This window comes from Synechocystis sp. FACHB-383, assembly GCF_014698605.1.
Classification (GTDB): Bacteria; Cyanobacteriota; Cyanobacteriia; order Cyanobacteriales; family Microcystaceae; genus Synechocystis; species Synechocystis salina.
In genome coordinates, this window is record NZ_JACJTJ010000021.1 from 22616 (window position 1) to 46599 (window position 23984).

At 49.7% G+C, this 23984-nt stretch carries 21 protein-coding genes; 9 read left to right on the forward strand and 12 right to left on the reverse strand.

Translation table 11 applies throughout. From position 1 onward, the window contains the following. Positions 1-10 precede the first annotated feature (10 nt). The 3 genes from H6G45_RS04710 to csaB form a co-directional block, all read right to left on the reverse strand. Positions 11-1207: a homocysteine biosynthesis protein gene (locus tag H6G45_RS04710; protein ID WP_190597091.1), complete on the reverse strand. Its 1197-nt coding sequence runs from the start codon at positions 1205-1207 to the stop codon at positions 11-13. A 13-nt stretch (positions 1208-1220) separates the two neighbouring features. Next, positions 1221-1424: a DUF2949 domain-containing protein gene (locus H6G45_RS04715; protein ID WP_190597093.1), complete on the reverse strand. Its 204-nt coding sequence runs from the start codon at positions 1422-1424 to the stop codon at positions 1221-1223. A gap of 440 nt (positions 1425-1864) precedes the next feature. Continuing rightward, the gene (gene csaB / locus H6G45_RS04720) at positions 1865-2896 is read right to left on the reverse strand and encodes a polysaccharide pyruvyl transferase CsaB (protein WP_190597095.1); all 1032 of its coding nucleotides are present in this window, start codon (positions 2894-2896) and stop codon (positions 1865-1867) included. Positions 2897-2971: 75 nt separating this feature from the next. On the opposite strand from csaB, the gene H6G45_RS04725 reads away from it, so the two are divergent. Together H6G45_RS04725 and H6G45_RS04730 are read left to right on the forward strand one after the other, a co-directional pair. Continuing rightward, entirely contained in the window at positions 2972-4810 is a 1839-nt protein-coding gene (locus H6G45_RS04725) for an SLC13 family permease (RefSeq protein ID WP_190597097.1), read from the forward strand. A gap of 11 nt (positions 4811-4821) precedes the next feature. Beyond that, entirely contained in the window at positions 4822-6351 is a 1530-nt protein-coding gene (locus H6G45_RS04730) for a hypothetical protein (RefSeq protein WP_190597099.1), read from the forward strand. Here H6G45_RS04730 and rre8 read toward each other — a convergent pair. Beyond that, positions 6335-7780 carry a high salinity-induced biofilm formation responseregulaton Rre8 gene (gene rre8, locus H6G45_RS04735; protein ID WP_190597101.1) on the reverse strand — a complete coding sequence of 482 codons (1446 nt, stop codon included), beginning with the start codon at positions 7778-7780 and terminating at the stop codon, positions 6335-6337. The two genes, H6G45_RS04730 and rre8, sit on opposite strands and share 17 nt — an antisense overlap. Before the next feature lie 295 nt (positions 7781-8075). Between rre8 and ureG the strand changes: the two genes are divergently transcribed. Continuing rightward, a complete protein-coding gene (gene ureG / locus H6G45_RS04740; RefSeq protein WP_190597103.1) occupies positions 8076-8696 on the forward strand; it encodes an urease accessory protein UreG in 621 nt (206 codons plus the stop codon). Between the two features lie 243 nt (positions 8697-8939). On the opposite strand, the gene H6G45_RS04745 is transcribed toward ureG, so the two are convergent. Then, entirely contained in the window at positions 8940-9299 is a 360-nt protein-coding gene (locus tag H6G45_RS04745; protein ID WP_190597105.1) for a DUF4870 domain-containing protein, read from the reverse strand. Positions 9300-9470: 171 nt separating this feature from the next. Here H6G45_RS04745 and H6G45_RS04750 point away from each other — a divergent pair, with 171 nt between their 5' ends. From H6G45_RS04750 to H6G45_RS04775, 6 genes are all read left to right on the forward strand, one after another. Beyond that, complete coding sequence (locus H6G45_RS04750) at positions 9471-10466, forward strand: alpha/beta hydrolase (RefSeq protein ID WP_190597106.1); 996 nt, start codon at positions 9471-9473, stop codon at positions 10464-10466. 74 nt (positions 10467-10540) lie between these two features. Further along, a complete protein-coding gene (locus H6G45_RS04755; RefSeq protein ID WP_190597108.1) occupies positions 10541-11308 on the forward strand; it encodes a DUF928 domain-containing protein in 768 nt (255 codons plus the stop codon). Between the two features lie 38 nt (positions 11309-11346). Further along, positions 11347-13611, forward strand: coding sequence for an adenylate/guanylate cyclase domain-containing protein (locus H6G45_RS04760; protein ID WP_190597110.1), 2265 nt, complete (start codon positions 11347-11349; stop codon positions 13609-13611). 3 nt (positions 13612-13614) lie between these two features. Continuing rightward, positions 13615-14385, forward strand: coding sequence for an MBL fold metallo-hydrolase (locus H6G45_RS04765; RefSeq protein WP_190597112.1), 771 nt, complete (start codon positions 13615-13617; stop codon positions 14383-14385). A 368-nt stretch (positions 14386-14753) separates the two neighbouring features. Then, positions 14754-15830: an MraY family glycosyltransferase gene (locus tag H6G45_RS04770; protein ID WP_190597113.1), complete on the forward strand. Its 1077-nt coding sequence runs from the start codon at positions 14754-14756 to the stop codon at positions 15828-15830. A 9-nt stretch (positions 15831-15839) separates the two neighbouring features. Further along, positions 15840-16547, forward strand: coding sequence for a response regulator transcription factor (locus H6G45_RS04775; RefSeq protein WP_190597115.1), 708 nt, complete (start codon positions 15840-15842; stop codon positions 16545-16547). A gap of 166 nt (positions 16548-16713) precedes the next feature. On the opposite strand, the gene H6G45_RS04780 is transcribed toward H6G45_RS04775, so the two are convergent. The 7 genes from H6G45_RS04780 to cysC all read right to left on the reverse strand — a co-directional run bounded on the left by H6G45_RS04780 (position 16714) and on the right by cysC (position 23805). Next, positions 16714-17943, reverse strand: coding sequence for a histidinol dehydrogenase (locus H6G45_RS04780; protein WP_190597118.1), 1230 nt, complete (start codon positions 17941-17943; stop codon positions 16714-16716). 261 nt (positions 17944-18204) lie between these two features. Next, positions 18205-19317, reverse strand: coding sequence for a calcium/sodium antiporter (locus H6G45_RS04785; protein ID WP_190597120.1), 1113 nt, complete (start codon positions 19315-19317; stop codon positions 18205-18207). A gap of 36 nt (positions 19318-19353) precedes the next feature. Beyond that, positions 19354-19776: a TerB family tellurite resistance protein gene (locus H6G45_RS04790; protein ID WP_190597122.1), complete on the reverse strand. Its 423-nt coding sequence runs from the start codon at positions 19774-19776 to the stop codon at positions 19354-19356. A gap of 161 nt (positions 19777-19937) precedes the next feature. Continuing rightward, positions 19938-21278 (reverse strand): 16S rRNA (cytosine(967)-C(5))-methyltransferase, encoded by a 1341-nt coding sequence (locus tag H6G45_RS04795; RefSeq protein ID WP_190597124.1) that lies wholly within the window; start codon positions 21276-21278, stop codon positions 19938-19940. Positions 21279-21299: 21 nt separating this feature from the next. Further along, a complete protein-coding gene (locus H6G45_RS04800; protein WP_190597125.1) occupies positions 21300-22109 on the reverse strand; it encodes a biopolymer transporter ExbD in 810 nt (269 codons plus the stop codon). Between the two features lie 158 nt (positions 22110-22267). Next, positions 22268-22960 (reverse strand): MotA/TolQ/ExbB proton channel family protein, encoded by a 693-nt coding sequence (locus H6G45_RS04805; protein ID WP_190597127.1) that lies wholly within the window; start codon positions 22958-22960, stop codon positions 22268-22270. Between the two features lie 311 nt (positions 22961-23271). Next, a complete protein-coding gene (cysC, locus tag H6G45_RS04810; protein ID WP_190597129.1) occupies positions 23272-23805 on the reverse strand; it encodes an adenylyl-sulfate kinase in 534 nt (177 codons plus the stop codon). Positions 23806-23984: the final 179 nt, after the last annotated feature.

Sequence of the window (23984 nt, forward strand, 5' to 3'; positions counted from 1 at the left end):
CAGGCTTAACCTAAATTGACAGATTCCCGACGGGATCCTGGGCAAGGAACATGCGATCAGTAGGCAGGGAAGCCACTGGTTCCGTGAGGGAAAAGGTGCCAGCCTCCAGCCAAGCTTTGAGGGTTTCCGCCACTTCCCTGGAACGGGCAATGCTGGCCAGGGGCGCCACCCGCACGGTTTTGCCTTCAATGGTAATTTTGCCGCTTTTGAGCTGGCCGTAGGTAACTAAACCAAAGGTGGGCCTGACCCGACGGGGAATGGAAAAATCCACCACCGGAGCCACAATGTCTTCATCCGTGACGGCACATTGCTCAATTACCTGTTCATTCAACACAGGAATGGGCACCCCCACCCCCAACATCAAAGAGGGACCATAGTTTTTCAGATAACAACCCCTTACCCAATAAGCATCCATTTGTTTGGCATCACCAATTAGGGCTAGGGTGGCTGCCGGGCCAATGGGAGTGTGGTTGGGCAGACGTTTCTGCAGAGGAAAATGTTGGGTGCCTTCCCAGGCAATGTAACCCACGCCACCCCCCAGGAAGATTTTGGTGCCAATGCCGATCGCCTGGAGGAGGGGGTCGTTAAACAGGGGGCCAATGGCGCCGGGGTTGGAGTACACCGCATTACCCAAGCGGGGTTGCAGAGGGCCTAGGTAGGTATAAAGTAGGCGATCGCCACCGTTCACACCCACAATGAAATTCTGATAAAGATTGCGGGGGTTGTAGAGGTAAAACTGATTGATGCGGTCGGTGCTAATTACCGTTTCCAAGGTAGTACGTGGGTAACAGTCGGTGCCCTGGCCCACAGCCCGCAGGGGCAGACTTTTACCAGCAATTAAGTCTTCAATAATATGGCCACCGCCCCTTTCCGCCAGACCTTCTCCTTCGTTGAGGTTATCGCCAGTGTTGGTAATGTCCGCCGCCGCCGTTGCGCCTAAATATAAATCCACCGCTCCAAAGCCTGCATAGGCCGGAATGCCATCTAGCCAGCATTGACGAATTTTAATGGGGGGATCCGTTTGTCCGAGGTTAATCACCGCCCCGGAGGATTCCATTGGCTCAAAAGTTCCAGTGCAGACCACATCTACCTGTGCTGCTACCTTGGCAATCCCCAGTTCCCCCACTTGAGCTTTGACCTGCTCCGCTGTCCAAACCGTTGCTTGTCCCCGGCTGAGTTTATCGTTAATTTCGGCGATCGTCCGCATGGCGATGGCCCTACTAAAACTTTTCTAGCCAGTCAAAAATTCGGTCTAATTCTTCCAAACTGATCAACCCATACTGCCAAAGAATGATGGGTAAATTGTTGCTGTTGTCGATGGCGTTACAGGCGGTGCGCTCGGCGATCGCCAGGGATTCGGCCGGCAGGGAAAGGTCTTGGCGGAGAAAATTTAAAAGATTTTGATAATAGTTGGGTTGACTCATGGGGGACGGAAAAAATTTTATAAAATTTGGTCTCTATTTCGGCTTGGCTGGCTGGATGCAACCAAAATTTTCGCTACGGCCATTGCAACAATCCTCCCGGCTCCATCGTCGCTAAATGATAATGGACAGAAGGACTAAATTTTTATTCCACACACCCAAATATTGGAGGTTTTGGCCAGGGGGCAACAATGGGACACAGCCCAAACAGCCAAAACTTTGCAACCATTCTAGGACTGAAGTCCTGTAGACAAATTTAGGCAGGCCACAGATTATGTACCAGCCTAGGACAGTCTTGTCTGCTTGCAATCTATCTTGCGATATATTTGGGCTTTGGAACCGGGGCAATAGTTAAATAAAGCTTAAGGTTCCGCAATGACGTTGGCGAAACAAGGAATCGTTTCCCTCGGGCTACTATTCTTACCACACTCCCACCCCAAAAGCTAGCCGACAAAAATTTTTTGCAATAAAGCTTGATGTTGGAGGGCAGATTTTTGTAATGGCTCCGCCCCTTTCCAAGGTTGCCGTTGCTGGAAATGATTCTGCCAAATTTGACTGAGTTCGTTGCTATCCATGGGTAAATTAGCCAGTTCCCAACCCGGTATTTCCACCTCTGCCATCAAACGACTAACTTTGGGGTCATAACTAAGGGCAAAGCAGGCACTGCCTTCAGCTGCCGCCATAATTAAACTGTGGAGTCGCATCCCAATGGTGAATTCCGCCCCCCGGAATAATCCCTTACATTCCCTGGGGTCTGGGTGGTAAAGAATTTCATAACTCCCCGGCAGTTCCACGGCGATCGCCTCGGCAATGGCTAAATCCTGGGATTTTTGCAGGGGAATGAGCCGCAAATGGGTTTGGGTCTGTTGTTGAAAGTCTTTGAGGGCCTGGGTGATTATCGCCAAACGTTCCAAGGTCAATAGACGATGGGCTCGCAAATTCACCGCCACCATGGGCAAAGGACTAGGGGAAGGAGACGCATTTTCAGCGGCTAGAGACCACACAGGGTCTGCAGCTAAAAAAGCCTTTAAGTCCCATCTTTCCACCAGCCGGAGAGAGGCCTCATCCCGCACGCTGATGCCGTTACAACCCCGCAGTACCTGTTGGGTAAACCAGCGCAACGGTGGCCTTTGGAGGGGGCCAATGCCCTGGGCCCAGGCAATGGTCTTTAAACCCCGCATCTGGGCGATCGCCATCAAACCACCGTAATAGAGGGGACTAACCACACTGGTCACATCTTGCATTAAACTGCCTCCCCCCCAGACAAAACCGTCACATTGTCCTAAAAGTTGCCAAATTTTACCCCAATCTCGGTTGTAGTGGGCTTCAACGCCGTATCTCTCCTTAGTGACCTGGGGATTGGCAGATAGCACCACTGGCTCCACCGTAGCAGGAAGCATTTGCAGTAAACAGACCAAAAGGGCTTCATCCCCGGCATTATCTTGACCGTAGTAACCGCACAGAATGACACGCATTGTTATCGGACTATTTCCTCTTGTGAACTCGCTGGCAATGGGGAAGAATTTGTTTAATTACCTTTTGGGATAACTATGGCCTTTTTGCAAACCTGGCTGGCAGACTATCAAATTCCCCTCACTCTGGCAGTTATTGTTTTTGCGTTGGTGATGTTTGTGCTGGAGTGGTTGCCCATCGACACCACCGCCATTCTCGTGGCTGTGATTTTAATGGTGTTGGGTTTAGTCACCCCCACGGAGGGTTTAGCGGGGTTTAGCAGTTCCGCCACCGTCACCATCATGGCCATGTTCATTTTAAGTTACGGCATCACCCGCACCGGCATCATCCAGGTTATTCGGGATAGTTTAATCAAATTTGGGGGCAATAGTTTACGGCGGCAACTGCTACTGATGGGGCTGATCGTCGGGCCTAGTTCCGCCTTTCTGAACAACACGGCGATCGTCGCCATTTTTTTGCCCATTGTGGAAGAGTGGGCTCGGCAAAGACAGATTTCCGTTTCCAAGTTATTAATTCCCCTTTCCTATGCCACTATTTTGGGCGGCATGATTACCCTCCTGGGAACGTCCACTAGTATTTTGGCCAGTGGTTTGGCGGAGAAACTCACCGGGCAGGGGTTCAGCATTTTCCAGTTCACTCCCCTGGGCTTACTTACCTTTAGCCTTGGTATGACCTATGTTGTGCTGGCGGCCCCGGCCCTGTTACCAGCAAGGCGCAGTGTGTCCGATGGCAATGTGGCGGCGGAGTATCAAATTAAGGATTACGTCAGCGAAATTATTATTCCCCCCCGTTCTAGCCTGATTGGCCAAACCCTCAGACAGAGTGAAATTCAACGCAAATTTGACATTGACGTGCTGGAAATTATCCACAACGACACCCATTTCCCCCAACCCTTGGCGGACCGGGTTTTGACCATGGGGGATATTTTATTGGTGCGGGCTGGACGGGAAGATTTACTCAGAATTAAGGATGAACGGAGCATTGAAATCCTGGCCGATGTGCAATTTGTCGGTGCTGAAACTAGCCAGGCAGGGCCCCTGGAATCCTCGGAGGAAAAGGTGGCGGAGGTACTGATTCTGTCCAACTCCCGCCTCATTGGTTCCACCCTGAAAGATTTACGTTTCCGGCAACGCTATAACGCTACGGTCATTGCCATTCGTCGGGGGGAAGAATTAATCCGCCAGCGTTTAGGGAAAGTGCGCCTAAAGTTTGGAGATTTATTACTGCTCCAGGGCCCTAGGGAAAGTTTTCTTGGTTTGCAGACCACCAGGGAGCTATTGGTGTTGGAGGAAAAACCCCTGGATAATCTCCGCCTAGATAAGGCCAAAACGGCGATCGCCATTGTCGCTTTGGTAATTATCACAGCGGGGTTAGATATTTTGCCCATTAGCGTCACCAGTTGGGCTGGAGTAATGGCCATGGTGATTAGCGGTTGCCTGAAGCCGGGGGAAATTTACGGGGCCATTCGTTGGGATGTGATCTTTCTCTTAGCAGGTTTAATTCCCTTGGGCACCGCCATGGAAAATTCCGGCACCACCGCCTGGTTCGCTAGTTTTTTGGCCGACACAGGGGGGCACCTTTCCGGCTACGCTCTGCTACTTTTGTTTTACCTAGCTACGGCCCTGCTAACGGAAATTTTGTCCAATAATGCCACCGTGGTACTCATGCTCCCCATTGCTTTCCAGGTGGCCCAAAGTTTGGCCTTAAACCCTTTGGCGTTTATGTTTGTGGTTACCTTTGCCGCTTCCAATAGCTTTATGTCTCCCATTGGCTACCAAACCAACACCATGGTTTATGGCCCCGGTGGCTATCGCTTCACAGATTTTGCCCGCATTGGTGCCCCCTTGACCGTTATTCTCACCCTGGCTACGCCCCTATTGGTCATGCTGATTTACGGTGTCCAGCAAACAAATTAAACCCCTTTTCCATGGCCAAACTGAACCTTGCCCGCCGTCTCGATCGCCTGCCGCACTTTGAATGGTGGCTCTGGTTGGGCATTTTTTGTCTGGGTTTGATAGGAACTTTAAACCATGCTCCTTGGCGAGATGAGGTCAATGGCTGGTTAATTGGCCGGGATAGTGTTGATTTTGCTGATTTTTGGCGCAATGTGCGCTACGAAGGTCATCCCCTGCTGTGGTACGGGTTGCTCTGGTTATTAAACCAATTGACCCCTAACCTGCTGGCCATGCAGTTATTTCACCTCGCTCTGGCCATGGTGGCGATCGCCATTTTTTTGCGTTATAGTCCCTTTCCCCGCTGGCAAAAGTTAATCTTCTGTCTCGGTTATTTGCCTTTTTATGAATATCTCCTCATTAGTCGTAACTATGCGTTGGGCATACTGGGACTGTTCGCCTTTTGTGCCCTGTTTCCCCGCCGCCAACAGACCTATCTCCCCCTGGCTTTTTGTTTAGCCTTCATGGCCAACAGCAACGCCTATGCCTTAATGATCAGTGTCTGCCTGGCGATCGCCTTGGGGATAGAATGGATTTGCCGAAAACCGTTGGGGGTTACGCTCCAGGCTCCTTGGTGGGACAGGGCAGTAAGTGTTTTGTTCTTCACTGCGGCCGTGGCCCTGTCGGTGATGGTAATGGTGCAACCAGGGGACAGCACCCTCCATGGCGGGGCGGATCAATGGATTTTGCAATGGGATTGGTATCGTTTAGGGCAGGCTTTGAGCCGAGTTTGGAATGGTTACATCACAATTTTAGTTCCTTCCGATCGCCGACCTTTGGACTTAGGAATTTTTAGTCTGTTTTCCCTGATTTTTTTGCTGATTTGGTCATTATATTTCAGTGATTATCCGCTGATTTTCCTTTTTTATTTGTTAGGTAGTGGGGGAATTTTATTGTTCACCTACGGCAGATTTTTAGGTGCCCCCAGACATTTCGGTAGCCTTTATTTGGTTCTAATTGCTAGCTATTGGTTAAAATTTTACCTATCTCCCACGCCCCTGTTGCGAGAAAAATTTTGGTTGGGACTGAAGCAATGGAGTCAGAAATTAGTCCCCTATTTATTTAGTTTAATTTTAGTTTGTCAATTAATTGGGGGTTTAGTGGGATATACCAGGGATTTACTTTTACCCTATTCCGCCAGTCGGGCAGTGGCAGATTATTTAGTCAATCAAGGACTTCAAGAAGCAACTTTAGTGGGGAGTAATGATTTTATGGTTAGCCCCATTGCCGCCCACCTCAATAGAAAGATTTATTATCCAGAAAGCCAGGCCTTGGGCAGTTTTGTGATTTTTACAGCCCAAAGACAGGAAGTGGATCAACAGCAAATTTTGCAACAAATTGATCAACAATTAGGGCTTAAGCTCGCTCCACCGGTAATTCTGATTTTAAACTATCCTTTAGGGGTAACCCAGCCTGGCTTAACCATCACTCCCTTGGCAGAATTTCGTCATAGTTTTATCCAAGAGGAGCAGTATTATCTTTACCAAATTAATCGGCAAAACTAAAGTGACGGTTACGACCGGCCTTTTTCGCTTTAAATAGGGCCCGATCTGCCTGGTTAATTAATTCTGTAGGCACCATATTTGGGGATGGCACCATGGTGGTGCTGCCAATGCTCAAGGTGAGATGGGGTTGAATGATGGAACCACGGTGGGGGATTTGAGCCTGCTTAAAAATTGTCTGCAGATGGGCTACCAAGACCTGGCAACCCTGATGATTAGTTTGGGGTAACACCAAGGCAAATTCTTCCCCGCCATAACGGGCCACTAAATCAGTACCCCGCCTGATCACTCTTTCCATCAACTTAGCCACTTGTTTGAGGCATTCGTCCCCCTGGAGATGGCCATAGGTGTCATTGTATTGTTTAAAAAAGTCGATGTCACACAATACTAGGCTGAGATATTGATGGCTTTTAGCTAATTTTTGCCATTGTTGTTCCAAGAAATGATCCAAATAACGGCGGTTGCCAATGCCCGTCAGCCCATCCATGTTAGCCAGGTAATGCACCTGGGCGAATAAGGCCGATTGTTGAATGGCGATCGCCACTTGACTGCTGAGATGGCACAAAAATTCTATCTCCCAGGGTAACCATGACCGTTGTTGGTCTCCGACCCGGACCACCAGTTGCCCCCAGAGACGATCTTCTTGATGGGGCTTTTTCTGCCAGATGGGGACTAAGAGCACTCCATCCTTAGCCCTCGGTCCTAGGGTGATTGGAGCAATGGGAAGTGGGTGGAGAGAGTTAATGGTTTGGCAGGGAATCGGCTCCGTGGGTTCCCCGTTGGAATCCGGCCCCCGCTGGGGACTATGACGGCGATCGCCACTGGTTAGCAGAGATGAACTAGGTGCTGCTACTAGAATTCTGCTCGCAGTGGGGGAATAGCAACGGTAAATAACCACTTGATCAACCTGGAGAAATTTGCGAACTTCGTCCACAGTGGTCTGCAAAATAACCGATAAATCCAATGACTGCCGAATTTCTTCCAAAATACGACCCATTAGTCGTTCCCGCTCAATTTGTGTCTGCAATTGCCGTTTAGTTTTCTTTCTTTCCAAGCCATAGATAATTGCTTTGGCGATCTGACTTTCCCGCAGGTATTCTTTCACTAAATAATCTTCCGCCCCCTTTTGTAGTGCCGCTAAACCCATATTTAAATCTGTGGCCGTCGTCAGTACAATAATGGGAATATGGGGAGCAAATTTTTGTATGGTGGTTAAAGCGGGAATGCCCTGACCATCCGGTAAAAATAAATCCAGCAAAACGGTGTCGAAAATACCACTCTGGAGTCGATTAATACCCTGAGCCAGGGTCCGGGCCACCTGGAGCTGTACCGCAAAAAAAGATTGACTTTCCAGCAAAATCTTGAGCAATTCTACCTGGCATTGCTGATCTTCAATCAGTAAAATTTGCAGTCTTCGCTGGCAAAAAGTCACAAAAATTCACAGATATTCTGAGGTAGAGATTAACTAAGACAATGGTGGCGGGCGGAGAACTTCCTAAGTGCGCTGACATTATCTGATGCTTGGGCTTAGAGAGTTCAATATTGCCGGGGTTCTCCCAGGGGCTAAAAGCCCATCAGATCAAGCATTGAGAGAGCCGCAGAACTTTTGCTGATGGACAAATTCTAACACCGGCCAAACCGGTTCCGCCCCAGTAAATTAACGGAAGGAAAAATAAATTAGGCGTTACACTGAAAATCGCCCTTGATCTTTTTTTCCTGTTAGTACCATGGCTCAAACTCCCCTCCGCATTGGCATTGCTGGCCCTGTGGGCTCTGGCAAAACGGCCCTTTTGGAAGCTCTCTGCAAAGCCTTAAGGCAAAAATACCAGTTAGCTGTGGTCACTAACGACATTTATACCCAGGAAGATGCCCAATTTCTAGTCCGGGCAGAAGCCCTTACCCCCGATCGCATCCTGGGGGTGGAAACGGGGGGCTGTCCCCACACGGCGATTCGGGAAGATGCCAGCCTTAATTTAGCGGCGATCGCTGATTTAGAAGCCCGTTTTATGCCCCTGGATATGGTGTTTTTGGAGAGTGGGGGAGATAATTTAGCGGCTACGTTTAGCCCAGAATTGGTAGATTTAACCCTATATGTGATTGACGTGGCGGCGGGGGATAAAATTCCCCGTAAGGGCGGCCCAGGAATTACCAAATCAGATTTATTGGTGATTAATAAAATAGATTTAGCACCCATGGTGGGAGCAGATTTGCAGGTGATGGACCGGGACGCAAAAAAAATGCGCGGGGAAAAACCCTTCGTATTTACTAATTTAAAAACAGCTACAGGACTAAGCACAGTGGTGAATTTTATTGAACATTATTTGCCAAGCAAAGTGTTAGTAAGTTAATCAAAGTTTAATTGAAAATAATTTTTTGCACACACAAACCGATTCCTTTGCCCAAGGAAATTAGCGAGAATTAACGACCATTTAATCCACTGGACAAACTGATTGCTAACCGGAGTCGCCTCGGCTCAGAAGAAATGATTGTTGGGTAAAATACTATTTTTATTTGCTGACTTCAAACTAATTTACAAGAAATATAGATGATCTTGACCAATTAACAAATAGTTTTATTAGTCCGCTAAATTCTTATTTGATAAATGTGATTTTGAGCGGATAGCGGTATCGAATTCCTTCATTAGCTTTCACTGCCGCCATAATCGTTACTACCAAATCAAAAACTAAAACGGCAATCAAAAGAGGGATACCAATTAATAACAGGATTAAAATGCCGGAAACAATCACATAAATCAAAATACTAATCTGGAAATTTAACGCTTCCTTAGCTTGATCATTTACAAATTCCAGCTCATCTTTCTTCATCAGCCACACCACCAACGGGGCAATGATGTTACCGAATGGCACCAGGTAACCCGCAAAGGTGCTCAAATGGGCAATCATGGCCCAGTTTCTGCTTTCTGGATCGACTTGGTTAGGTTGATTGGTCATGATTAGTACCCCACTGCGTATAGTCGGCTAAGATCAAGTCCAGTATACAGAGATTTTTTGATGGTAAAGGTTAAGTCTGCCCAGAGCCTAAATTTCTCCATCATTTCCCACTAATTATCGATTTGACTAAGCACAAAAGCCTTATTGTTCCCATCCCCCCTTTCCCAGACTATGGCCTACTCTTCCCGCCCCTTGCCCCCTCGTTCACTCCCCGTACCAGCCACCGTTAGCCCAGCATTGAAAGAGGCGATCGCCCAACCGTTGCAGGGAGCCATGGAAGCGATCAAACAAGTGCCGGCCCTGGAAGATAGGCAAGCTTGGCAGGACTTGATTAATAGCTATGACCAAGCCAGCGAAGTTTTATTTCAACAACTAAGGCAACAATTTCCAGTGACCTTGACCCAGGAAAACATCGCCGGGGTAAATGTTTATCGAGTGATTCCCCCGGTAATTAGTCCGACCAATGGCCAAAGAATTTTGGTGCATCTCCATGGCGGGGGCTATGCTTTCGCTGGAGGGGAGTTGGGGAGCGGGGAAGCAATTTTAGCGGCCCATTATGGCCAGATTGAAGTGATTAGCATCGATTATCGTCGACCCCCAGACCATCCTTTTCCTGCTGCCCTGGAGGATGCTTTGGCTGTGTGGCGGGAGTTGGTAACAACCTACGAAGTTAGTCGCATGGGTCTGTTTGGTACTTCTGCTGGAGGCGGCCTATTGCTAGCCTTGGTTTGTCAACTGCGGCAACTTAATTTACCTCTACCAGCGGCGATCGCCCCCCTGTCCCCCTGGGTGGATTTGACCAAAACTGGAGATACCTACTTCACCAATGAATATGTTGACCGCACCGCCATTAGCTACGGCGGTTTACTGGCAGGTTTAGCTCAACTCTATGCGGGAAAATTGCCCCTTGATCATCCATTTATTTCCCCCCTTTATAACGATTTAGAAGCCTTGCCCCCCACTCTGCTCATTAGTGGCACCAGGGATTTAATCTTGAGCGATACCGCTAGACTGCAAAGAAAACTGCGGCAAAACAATGGGGTAGTAGATTTACAACTATTTGAAGGACTTTCCCATGCTGAATATCTCTACCAATTTGACACACCGGAATCGGCAGAAGTTTTTGGGGAACTGAGCCAATTTTTTAACCGGCATTTACAACAGTAAGCGGAAAATAATTTGTTATCTTGGGGGAAAATAACTCCGTTTTTGCCCTTTGCCCTGCCCAGGAAGCGTTAATTATGTCTAACCGCCCAGGAAAGTTGCTTTTTGCCGGTTTGATGGGTTTGGCCCTCGCTTTTCCCTTTGGCATCTCCCCCTCCCATGGCTCCACGCCCAAATCTTCTGCCCAGTTAATCGCCCTAAAATTTCCCCAGGCTAATAGTGACCGGGGACAAACGGCCACCAGTGGCGGTGGGGGAGTCAGGCAAACTAGCGGTGGCAGTTGTTTAACCAAGGCTAAATTACCCTTTCAGCTTTTAATTCCTGGCGACTATAACCAAGGGAGCGGTTTCCACAACACCGCTAGCAAAGAAACTTTTATTTACGCCTATCTGCCGCCCCAACCAGGACTGACAGCCCAGGTGCAGTTGGCGGATCCCATTACCAAGGAGCAAAACCAAACAACTTTCACTGTGCCCAAGGAAGGGGGCATTGTTCGTTTTCCCGTTAGCTTGCCGGATAATGCCATGGAGGACGATTTTTATAACGTTACCTTGACCCTAATTTGTGATGCTAAGAACACCGAAGACAATCTCACAGTGGAGTTGACGGTGAACTACACTCCCCTGGACCAAGCCCCCACCAATGCCGATTCCTCCCTAGCAGAGGCAGCCTTTTATGCCGAACAGGGTCTATGGTTAGATGCCCTCAATGCCCTAGCGGCGATCGCCAAGGAGGAACCCCAGGAATGGCAGGAATTTCTAGAATCGGGGGGATTTGCGGCCTGGGCGGAAGCTCCGGTGGTGGAATGTTGCCAAATGGTCAATACGTCCGCCTTGGCTAACTGACCCCAGGGGAAAATCAAAGGAAATACCAGAGAATATTAATGGGTTGGACCATACCGTCAGCTTGGAAAAAGTTTCTTTGGCAGTCTCGGGGGATTTGGATTGCGACCCCCACGGTGACGGCCCTGGTAATTTTGTTCCGCTTCACCGGCATTTTACAGGTGTTGGAATGGCAGAGCTACGATGCGGGGGTAAGGCTTTTACCAAGGCACGAAGATGATCGCATTGTCATTGTGGGCATTGATGAACAGGACGTTACCTACCTCAACACTCCGATCATTGACGACCAATTGCTAGCAAAAATCCTCACCAAGCTGAAGCAACAACAACCAGCGGCGATCGGGCTGGACCTCTATCGAGACTTGCCCCTGCCACCGGGTACAGAAGAGTTGGCAGAGGTATTCACCAGCACTCCCAATTTAGTAGGCATTGAAAAAGTAGCGGGCAAACCAGGCATTGAAACCGTCAATCCCCCCCCGTTATTAAAGGAAAATAACCAGGTGGGCGCCAATGATTTAATTATCGACGCTGATAACATTGTCCGCCGGGGTTTTATTTATCTAGTAAGAGACGGGGAGCCCCACTACAGCTTTGGGCTACATTTGGCTTTACGCTTCCTTGATAACGTCGGAATTGCGCCGGAGACCATCAGTGAAGGCAGTGACGACTTCCGTTTAAATCAGGTGGTATTTTCCCCTCTCCACGCCGATAGCGGTGGTTATATCCGGGCTGATGACGGGGGCTTTCAATTACTGATTGATTACCAATCTAATTTTCCCCAAGTATCCCTCACCGATGTGTTGACCGATAAATTGCCGCCGGACTGGGGCAAAGGCAAAATCATCCTACTGGGTAAGGTGGGGGAAAGCTTCAAGGACCTATATTTCACCCCCAATAGCAATACGTTTGGGCTATCTCGTGCCATACCAGGGGTGGAGATCCATGGCAATATTATTAGCCAAATCATTAGTGCAGGGCTTGATGGTCAACCGTTGCTCAAAAGTTGGTCTGAGCCGCTGGAATGGCTTTGGGTCGGGCTCTGGTCTTTCCTGGGGGCGGTGATTACCTGGCAGTTGCGCTATGCCACTCGGCGTTCCGGAGGGCAGTGGCTGCCGATCGCCGCCATTGTGGGTAGTTTAGGGGCGTTACTGGCCATTACCTATGGGGCCTTGGTGATGGGATGGTGGCTGCCGTTTATTCCACCGATGTTGGGCTTATTGGGGTCAGGAGTATTTATTGTCACCTGGATGGCCCGGGCGGGGGTGCAGGTGCGCAACACCTTTGGCCGTTACCTAACCGATCAGGTGGTGGCCACCCTACTGGAAAACCCCGAAGGTCTCAAAATGGGTGGCGATCGCCGTCCAATCACCATCCTCACCTCAGATCTAAGGGGATTTACTAGCACCTCCGAAGGTCTCAACCCCGAAGAAGTGGTTAAGGTGCTCAACATCTACTTTGGCAAAATGGCTGATGTCATCACCAACCATGGCGGCACCATTGACGAATTCATGGGTGATGGTATTCTCGTTTTGTTCGGAGCCCCCACTTCCCAGGATGGTGATGCTCTGCGGGCGGTGGCCTGTGGGGTGGAAATGCAACTGGCCCTACGGGAAGTCAATCAACAGGTGACAGGGCTGGGCTTACAACCCCTGGAAATGGGTATTGGCATCAATACCGGCGAAGTGGTGGTGGGAAACATCGGCTCTGAAAAGCGCACCAAGTATGGCGTGGTGGGGGCCCAGGTCAACCTCACCTATCGCATTGAGTCCTACACCACCGGGGGACAAATTTTTATTTCCGCCACTACCCTAGAGGCCGCTGGCGATCAAGTCCAAGTCAACGGTCACAGAACAGTGCAACCCAAAGGAGTTAAAGACCCAGTGGTCATTTGGGACGTGGCGGGCGTGGGAGACCCCTATAATCTTTCCCTTGCTGTAGAAGAACAAAAATATCTACCCATTCCAGAACCATTATCATTAGAATACGTCTGCCTAGAAGGAAAACACATTACCGATGCAGTAATTCCCGGTACATTGCGGGAAATCTCCGCTAAAGGTGGGTTTATCCAGATTTCTCCAGATCAACACTGTCCAGACAGTCTAACCAATATTAAAATTAACCTGAGGGGGCCAGGGTTGCCATCGACGGCACTCTACGCCAAAGTATTAGACTCAGTTCCGGGGGAGAGCCACGGTTTTTACGTCCACTTTTCTGCAATGCCCACCGACATCGCCCAGCGTTTTCGTCAACTTTATCAAGGAGCACTGGCCCAGCCCACCGCCATTGCTGCCGCTCAGGGGGGCTAGATCGTGGCTGCTAACCTAACCTTTCTTGGCTCCGGTTCTGCCTTCACGGTGGGGGCGGATAATTTTCAATCCAATGCCATTCTCACCCTCGATAACGGCAGAAAATTCCTGATTGACTGTGGCACCGACATTCGTTTTTCCCTCCATGCCCTTGGTCTTAACCACCGGGATATCACAGATATTTACGTTAGCCATCTCCACTCAGACCACGTGGGGGGGTTGGAGTACGTCGGCTTTACCACTATGTTTGATCCCACCTGTGGTAAACCAAATTTATATTTGAGCCAGGACATTGCGGCGGATTTATGGGAAAGATCCCTCGCTGGAGGTATGGAAGCCATTGAAGGGGGAATGACCAAAGTTGATAATTATTTTCAAGTCCATGCTTTAGGGCCAGGGGAAACGTTTACCTGGGAGAAGATCACTTTTCAGTTGATCAAGCTCAACCATGTGGATACGGGGGCAATGTTAATGCCTGCCTATGGTCTTTTTTTCACGGTCAATCACTCCCAAGTTTTCTTTAGCAACGACACTAAATTTAGCTACGATCGCCTGCAGGACTATTTCCATCGGGCCGATGTTATTTTCCATGATTGCGAAATTTCTCCCTATCCCAGCCCTGTCCACGCCCATTACAACGAGCTGCGGAAACTGCCCGCCGCCATCAAAGCAAAAATGTGGCTCTATGGCTACCAGCCGGGCCCCTTACCTCCAGCAGTGGAAGATGGTTTTCTCGGCTTTGTGAAGCGGGGTCAAAGGTTTGATCTAGTTTGACACCTCCAGCACCGGAGGAAAATTCTAGAGTCCGTTTTGGGGAGTTTTAGCTTAAGTGAAGGGAAAAACCCACGCTATCATCTTTGATGCAGCACGGGTACGTCACGGTTAATTGCCCAAGGAAAGGTGAAGAAAATAAGGTGAAAGCAAGGTGCTTGTCATAGGGGAACCTGATAGTCTTCCCCCCGCCCATTACCAATGGATTCGTAAACCGATTCTGCACACTAAGTCAGCTTGAAATAGTTCGCCGTGACCTTAGACCATCGGGTTTTGGCCTGCGGCCTCCACTGCCTGGGTAACAGTGACTAAGCACCCTACAAATATGGGGTAAACTTTACCATGAACCCTTCCCAATCCCATCTTTGCCCATGCTCGGCGGTCAATATTATCTCATTGCATTTATTTTGGCGGTGATTGTGGTTTGGTTCACGACACCGTTAATCAATCATTGGGGGCGACGGGCCGGCTATGTAGACCAGCCCAGTGCTCGAAAAATGCATCATCGACCCATGGTGCGCCTGGGGGGAGTATCCATTTTCCTCGGTAGCTTGGTGGCTCTGTTGGTGGTGTGGAACCTTGGGGCCTTCGGTACCATGAGCACCAAGGGAGAATGGGAAGTCTGGGGCGTAGTGCTGGGGGGTTTAGCTTTTTTTGGCATTGGTTTATTTGATGACCTGTTCGATCTGAGTCCTTTTTCCCGTTTATTGGCCCAGGTGGCGATCGCCTCGGTGGTGTGGAATATGGGGGTGAGAATTGATTTTTTTACCCTACCTTTCCTGGGAAACTTGGTGTACCTAGACATTTTAAGTTTGCCCATCACGGTGATTTGGTTGGTGGGTTTGGCTAACGCCATTAACTGGATTGATGGTTTGGATGGTTTAGCAGCGGGGGTGTGTGGCATTGCGGCGGTGGTGCTGTTTGTGCTCTGCTTATTTATGGAACAGTCGGAGGCGGCCTTAATTGCGGCGGCCATGGCCGGGGGAGCATTGGGATTTTTGCGCTACAACTTCAATCCGGCCCAGATTTTTATGGGGGATGGGGGAGCTTACTTTATGGGCTTTACCCTGGGGGCCGTAGCGGTGATTGGCCTGGTTAAAGTAGCAGCCATGGCAACGGTGGCGGTGACAGCGGTTTTATTGCCCTATCTGGTGCTGGCGGTGCCCATTTTGGACATGTCGGTGGTTATTCTCTCCCGGGTCATTAAGGGGAAATCTCCCTTTAAGGCTGATAAGGGTCATCTGCACCACCGCTTGATCAATGCTGGCATTTCCCACCGTCTAACGGTGCTGTTTATCTATGCCCTGACCCTCTGGGCCGGTAGCTTAGCTTTGGGATTTTCCAATATTCCCAGTGGTTGGGGCTTTGCCATTGGTGCCACTCTGCTGTTGATTTATTTGGGTTGGCAGGTGTGGCGCAATAGTCGCAGTGTGGAGGAACAGGATTGATTCATTGCCATGCCCAATATTTTGATTGTAGAAGATGACCAGGAAATAGCCCAGTTAATTAGGGAAACCCTAGAACGGGAACAGTTTACCTGCGCTGTCGCCAATGACGGGGAAACGGGTCTAAGAATTTTTCAGGAACAGGCCCCGGACCTCATTGTGTTGGATTTGATGTTACCTAAATTGGATGGGCTGGAAGTATGTACCCGCATTCGCCAGCAACCAGGCAATAAGGACCCCTATATTCTAATGTTGACCGCCAAAGGGGAGGAAATAGACCGCATTATTGGCCTTTCCACTGGGGCCGATGATTACTTGGTTAAACCCTTCAGTCCCAGGGAATTGGTAGCCAGGGTGCGGGCCCTATTGCGGCGGCAATTGCGCCAGGGGCAACCAGTGGGACAAATTTATCGTACAAGCCATTTTCAGGTGGATTTAGACCAACATCAGGCTAGTCGCTATCAAGGCGATCGCCAGGAAGAGTTGGAGTTGACAGGGTTGGAATTTAATTTATTGGCCACGTTTATGAGTTATCCGGGGCGGGTCTGGAATCGGGCCCAATTAATTGAAAAGTTGTGGGGCGATGATTTTTTTGGCGATGAACGGGTGGTGGATACCCATATCCGCAGACTGCGTAAGAAAATTGAACCGGACCCCGCTAATCCTAGTTTTATTAAAACGGTGATCGGTTTGGGCTATAAGTTTGAAGATCCTGGCTAATCAAGCAGTATGGTTCCTATGGTTAAACTTGGGCAAGTAGGTTTCCTTTCCCAAAAACTGCCAAGCAGGGCAAGGTTTGCAGTCTTTACTACTCCGTCTTGGCGCAGGGCAATAGATGGAATTTATGGTTCCAGAACTGAAAAAGTCTAGGTAAAATTTGCTTTACCTAATCCTCATTGAGTCGATCCAGTTGCCCCAAACGTTCTTCGATCGCCGTTAGACCCTGCCAATTAACTAAATCCTTCAACCACGGAGGTGGCAGAGTATTGCCGTAGTCTAGTAGTTGACTGGAGCGCAGAAAACAATGGAAAGCCAGTTCACTAGCTGAGGCCACGCCCCCATCCTGGGTTTGCAGACGGGCAGCCCCACTTAGGTAATGACCCAAAATGCTCGGACTGTGGTGGCCGATGTAAATTTCCCTGGCTCGCTGGACTTTTTCCACCATGGTCCAGGGGTCCACCATGGCCAACAGTAAAATATGGGGGCTGAACTCATTGACCCAATTTCCACAGGCTTCCAGGTCTTCCACGATCGCCACTAGGCCATAATGGGCCAGGGCCTTTTCCGTATGCACAGAATGTTCCTGCTCCCGACAATAGCGATTCACCGATTGGATGACTTCTTCCCCCAACTCCAGGCGATCGGTTAGTAGCACTGCGCTGGCATTGGGATATTGTTCGGCATGGGCCAACAAATCTAGGGCTAGCCATTGCCCGTTGGCTTCACCGTCCGCTAGCACCATCAAATTTGTCCTGACTAGGGTTTGGTCAATGGTCACCACACCACTCACCAATTGTTTGGCCGCCATTACCTCTGGAGATCCTGCCCCCGTAATGGACTCCACCGGAGCAATATTTTTTGCCCCCCAGGTCAACATGGCGATCGCCGGCACCCCGGCAGCTAGATAAATTTCTTCAATGCCCATTTCCTGGGCCGCCACCAAAATAGTCGGGCTAATGGTTTCCGTCACCAAAACCCGTTCCCCTACCCCCACAGTCTTGGCCAAAATTCCTTGGCGGAGTAAATTGCCCAGGGCATCACCCCTTTTGGTCTCCAGATAAAAACCAGCCCTTCTCACCGGGTAAAACCTTTGCCCCCGCACTGTGCCATCTTCCGGAAAGCTCACTTGGGCCTTGGGCAATTGCGGACGGTAAACCTGCTCTAGGGCGTTGCAAGCCTGGCGAATCACCAACAATTTTTCCTGGCTAATACGTTGATAGGCCGCATCCAACTCAGCCCCACTAACCCTGGGGGGAGAATCCTGGCTAACGGTAGCCCAATGTTCCATCGCCGCCACCACCTTTGCCATCACCGGCCAGGGGGAAAGGACGGGACGATGATGTAAACGTCGCAACTCCTGAACAATGTCACCGGACTGGGTGATGAGACGTAACATGGCAAACAATTTGCTCCCAAACAGCCAACCCCAGGCAGAGCGCCCAGTTCTGTTTTAGCTTAACGTTTTTACCCATGAAGTTCCCTGTGTTGAACATTCCCCCTAATCTATTTGCTTAAAGGAATGGGAGCATCTCGCCCAAGGTAAATTATTTTCCCTGGCAAGCCAATTTTGTCTATGGGGTAATTTTTGCCCCCACTGGTATGATTGCTAGCCAGCAATGTAGTGTTTTTTCTTAATTTGTCTGACACTCAACAAACTTCAGTCGCTATCTGATTTCGGTGCCGTTTTGGTGCCCTTGAACAGATTGGGAATAATGGACAGCCCCAAGGCGATCGCCGTTGCTGGAATGACAATAAACAGGATGATATCGGTGAAGAGGGAGAGATTTTCGTTGCTAGTGGCACTTAACACTAAATAGGTGGCATAGGAGAAGTAATAGCCCAAAAAGAGGATTCCCTCCCAACGGGAAATTAGTCTTCCGGTCAGAAAAACCGGCAAACAGATCACCGCCACTGCAAACATCACAGGCAAATCAAATTTAATCACCGCCGGGGCAATGGCCACCCCCGTGGGGGAAAGGCTAGCCGCAAAACCCAGCACCGCCAGAATGTTAAAAATATTACTGCCGACCACATTCCCCACAGCAATGTCCCGCTCCCCCCGATAACTGGCCACCACGGAAGTAGCTAACTCCGGCAGAGATGTGCCCAAGGAAACTAAAGTTAGCCCAATGACCAACTCACTAATGCCCAGGGCCCGGGCAATGTCCACGGAGCTTTCCACTAACCAACGGGAACCAAAGATCAATAGCCCCATGCCTGCCCCAATGTAAGCAGCTTGCTTGATAATTTGCTGGCCAGTTTTGGGCACAGGTTCGCCAAACTCCTGGGCATATTCTTCGGCAATTTCCGGATTTTTTTCCCGCCGACTCTGGAAAATCAAAAAAGTGGTGTAGAGAATTGCCCCCAGGACAAAAATTGATCCATCCAAACGGTTAACTCGACCATCCTGGGCAAAGAACATTAAGAGGGCGGAGACGGCAATTAAAATGGGTACGTCTAAGCGAATCAGTTGTTGGGCCACCACCAGGGGAGTAATGGTGGCACAGACACCCAAAATCAGCAAAATGTTGAAGATATTACTACCCACCACATTGCCGATGGAAATATCGGCCTGGCCGGCAAAGACCGCCTGCAAACTCACCACTAACTCCGGAGCACTGGTGCCATAGGCCACAATGGTGAGGCCAATGATCAAAGGGGAAATGCCGAACATTAGGGCAATGCGGGAAGCCCCTTTAACTAATATTTCTGCCCCCACCACCAAAACTCCCAACCCCAGAACCAAGCTTGGGATCGTCATCCAAGTCATCATGTTTTCTCCCGAAAATCCCAGAGTTGCAAAAATTTAGCTAGCTTTTTGGAGGGCACGACGGTAAAGCCGCTGAACCTTGCCGAGAAATTTATCCAGGGATGATTTGGGGGGGCCATGGCCAGGATCGGATTCCTGCAGGGAAGCTAGTAACTGGGCTTCTTGGGTTTGAATATCACCGTCGCTGTAGAGCAAGCCACTCAATGCTTCTAGCAATTCGGAATATTCCTCTTCACTGGGATAATCCCCCAAATATTCATTCACCCAGGCATAGCATTGGGGCGCTTCCACGGATTTTAGTTCTGATAAAAGGGCCTGTAATTCCGGATCATTTTCTACTTTGTATTCCGCTGCTAAGCGACGTAGATATTGCCTTTCTTCCACTTGGATTACCCCATCTAGCCAGGCGGCCCCAATCAGAATTTTGAGTAGTTGTTTAGTTTTAGCGGTTTTCGTCATGGCGCATTACCCCCCAGGGATGGAATGGTACAGTTAACTCAGCTAAAGTTTCCGGTCAAGCAATAAGTCCCATGTATTGTTTTTAGGACATTAACTCCCTAACCAGAATTTTGATTCACTATTCCTATTGTGGGGGGAAGGGCCGATCGCCGTTAGGATTGTTAAGCTTTCTTTAAATTTGCGATGAAAAATCCGTCTTGCTGATGTTGGTGGGGAAGAATAGTCAGCATACCGTCAGTAATGGCCTGGGGATCTCCCGATGGACTAATCCAGGTAAAGTTTTCCGCCCGCCAATCTTCATGGTCTCGCAAAAACTGTTTAATTTGCGCTTCATTTTCCGCTGGGTTCAAGGTGCAGGTGGAATAAACCAGGGTGCCGCCGGATTTCACCAAAGGGGCGATCGCCGTTAATAGAGATTGTTGCAGGGGTAAAAGGGTGGCAATGGTATCTGGATTTTGTCGCCAACGTAGATCCGGATTGCGATGCAGAGTTCCTAGCCCGGAGCAGGGTACATCTAGCAAGGCCCGGTCTACTAACTCCATGGGAGGTTTTGTCCCTGGTTGAATCAAATCCCCCTCCCAGGTTTTGATGCTGGTTAGTCCTAATCTTTGTTGGGTAACGGCCAACTTTTGTAAGCGCCAACCATGGCGATCGCCGGCATAAATTTGTCCCTGGTCCCCCATCAACTCAGCCATATGGGTAGTTTTACCGCCGGGGGCTGCACAAACATCAAAAATAGTTTCCCCCGGTTGGGGATTGAGGATTTGGGCCACCCATTGGGCACTAGCATCCTGCACAGTCCAGAGACCTTCTGTAAAACCTGGCAGTTGGGTGATGGCCCCGGTTTTTCCGGTCAACCTTAACCCCTGGGGTAAACCGGCCATGGCGGTGGCGGTAATGTCCATGGACTCCAACATCTGGGCCACTGCTTCCCGACTGGTTTGCAAGGGGTTGATGCGGATATCTAAAGAGGGGTTGTGATTGAAATAAGCACACAGAGCTTCCGTTTCTTCCTGGCCCCAGGTTTGTACAAATAAATCCACCAACCAATCAGGGAAACTATATTTTTCGCCTAAACTGATTTTTCCCTGGTCTAAAACTTCTTCTCCCCCTTCCTGCCCCCGTTGGTAACGCCGCAACATACCGTTAACAACTTTGCTCAATCCCTTTAAACCATTGGCCTTAGCCAAATCCACACTGGTATTGACCGCCGCCGAAGCCGGAATCTGATCCAAATAACCCAATTGATATAGCCCCAGGTGCACAATCCGTCTTAAATCCGGGGGTTGTTTACTAATCGGGCGATCGCCAAGGGATTCTATCAAGCAATCCAAAGTTCTCTGCCGGCGTACCACTCCGTACACCAATTCCGTACATAAACGGCGATCGGGAGGAGACAATGAATGTTTTTGCAGAGCCCGGTCAATGGCCACATCAGTGTAACTATCCCGGCGATCAATGTCCCGCAGAACTAAAAAGGCCAATTGTCGAGCCGAAATCATGGACAATGCAGTTTCAACCAATTACTGTTGGGGGGCATTGGGGGTAGTGTTACCCATCCCAGGTAAATTGGGGGACTGGGAATTGGGGGCAGGGTTCATGGTGCCTCCACCGGGAAAACCGGGATTCATGCCGGGGTTGGGGGACATATTGCCATTGGCATCGGGCATACCGGGCAGGGGAGTATTACTAAAATTAGGGGTGCCTGCACCGGAACCACCAGGATTTAGATTATTGAAATTGGGCATTCCAGGGGTGGGACTATTGGGGAAAGCATTGCCCGGAGTCATGCCCGGCATTCCCAAGTTGGGATCATTAAAACCATTGGGACTCATGCCTGGGGGAGTTTGGCCATCGCCGGGTAAGGTAGCCAGGGCCACCCGATCGCCACCTACAGTGCGGAGAATATCTAGTAACTGCACCACATCGTTATAACTAGCATTGCGGGAAGCATGCAGCACAATCAAACCGCTGGGATTGTATTGGTGGTAATTTTGCAGGGCACTGACCATCTGCTCCTGGCTCACTGGCTGTTTTTCCACATACAGTTGCCCCAGATCATCCAAGCTCACCATAAACATTTCCCGCATCTGCGGGGCCCCGGTGCTGGCCCTGGGCAGGTCCAAACTAATCGCCTGTTGCCGGGATAGCCCCACCGCCCCCAGGATGAAGAAAGTGAGAATACAGAAAATTACATCAATTAAAGGAATGATCTCAATGCGCACTTCCCCCTGGTCATGTTGACTATCTTGCCAGAGGGAAAGGGGCCTGGTGGGATGGTGCAAGGCCTGGAGCCGACGGGTAGACCGGGGAACTTTAGGGGAAGATGCCATGGGGATTTTAGAGAAAGGGGAGAGGGGCAGAACAGGCTTTGATTACAGATTCACAACGGTGGGGGAACTCCGTAACCATACTAACGACTGCAAAATGGGAACCGAAACTAAGTTGTGCAACCTCAGATGGGGAAAGGATACAACTCCAGCAAGGAAAACTAGTAGGATTCCTGGGGCATGCTTTCCGCTTCCGAGGTGGGGGCCATGCTTTCGTCGTAGGCCATTTCTTCCTCAAACCAACGTTGACGATAGAGCACTTCCAGTTCACTGCCGGCCTTGCGAAACACTCGCATTTGGTTGAACCATAAACCCTGAAAGAGTCGATAAAAAGCCAAGCTGACGATCGCCACGATTAACCCCGTCGCCGTGGAAATCAAGGACTCCCCAATCCCCAGGGTAACCCCAGCGGTGGAAGCGGTTCCCAAATCACTAATTTGGATGGAACTGAGGGACTGGATTAGCCCCAACACCGTTCCTAACAAACCTAACAGGGGCGCAAGGGCAATGATCGCTTCCAGGATTTTGTCTCCCCGCCGCATGAGGGCCAGTTGGTCATCGGCCGCCGACTCCAGGGCCAAGTGAAAAACCTCCGGGTCTGGGTGGGGCAAGCGCAACGGTGCCAGTAGGTATTTAGCAATGGGGAAACGCCGATTATCCTGGGCTACCCGAATGGCCGTGTCCCAATCCCGGGCCGCCGTGTCCAAAATGCGGGAAGCAGTCTGGGAACTTTTGAGGAGAATTTGCCCCCAAAACCACAACCTTTCGATGATCGTACTGACGGACAACACCGATAAGAGAATCAGGGGCCACATGGCCACGCCGCCCTTTTGAATCAACTCAATGGGATTCACTGCTATTCATTGCCTCCATTGCAAGATTTGCGACTAGGAAATTATTCAACTTTATGGGGGACTAGTCTGGTTAATCAGACCTAATCCCCTGGCGATCGATATTAACCAAAGTTAATCCTAGCGCAAGGAATCCCCCACCTAGAAAGATTGCCTTGCCACCGGAACCCATCAACACATTTCCCCCAGGGCTATGGGAGCTTGGCCAGCACAATTAGGGAGTCCATCTTGGCAACGGGCCCCTGTTTCAGAAAAAAATTGATTATTGCCCATCGATTCCCAGTCCCCTGTTCCCCAAATAAAGGCCAATTGGTTCAACCTTCGATGTATTGTAAATCGACCAACTTTTGCCAGATCTTGTTGACGCTTTCATCCAGTTCTTCTAGATCGGTGCGGCATTCCACATCGGGATTGCTGGGGGGGTCATAGGGGTCATCAATGCCGGTGAAGCCTTTAATTTCCCCACTGCGGGCTTTGGCATATAAACCCTTAACGTCCCGTTGTTCACAAACGGCCAAGGGCGCATTAACAAACACTTCTAAAAAGTCACCAATGGTCTGTTTCACTTCCTGGCGGATGGCTTCGTAGGGGGAAATGGCAGAAACCAGCACAATCACACCGTTGCGGGTAAGCAAATGGGAAACAAAACCGATGCGGCGAATGTTGGTATCCCGGTCTTCCTTACTAAAACCCAGACCCTTGGTCAAATTGGTGCGCACCACGTCTCCATCTAGCACTTCTAGACGGTAACCACTATCCCGTAATTTTTTCTCTAACGCCTGGGTGATGGTGGTTTTGCCTGCTCCACTCAGTCCCGTTAACCAGATTGTCACGCCACGTTGTTGCATAGATAGTTTAAGGATTTTTCAGAATTATCGATATTGCCGAGGAATTTACTCCAAATTGTCAGGGCAATGCGCCGCCCTTGAGCTTAGCTTTTTCGTTCCCCGTTGACAATGGCGGGTTTTCTTCAATCCTTATCCTGAACTAAGCGTTTTACTTAACCTTTCCATAGCCTAATCATAAG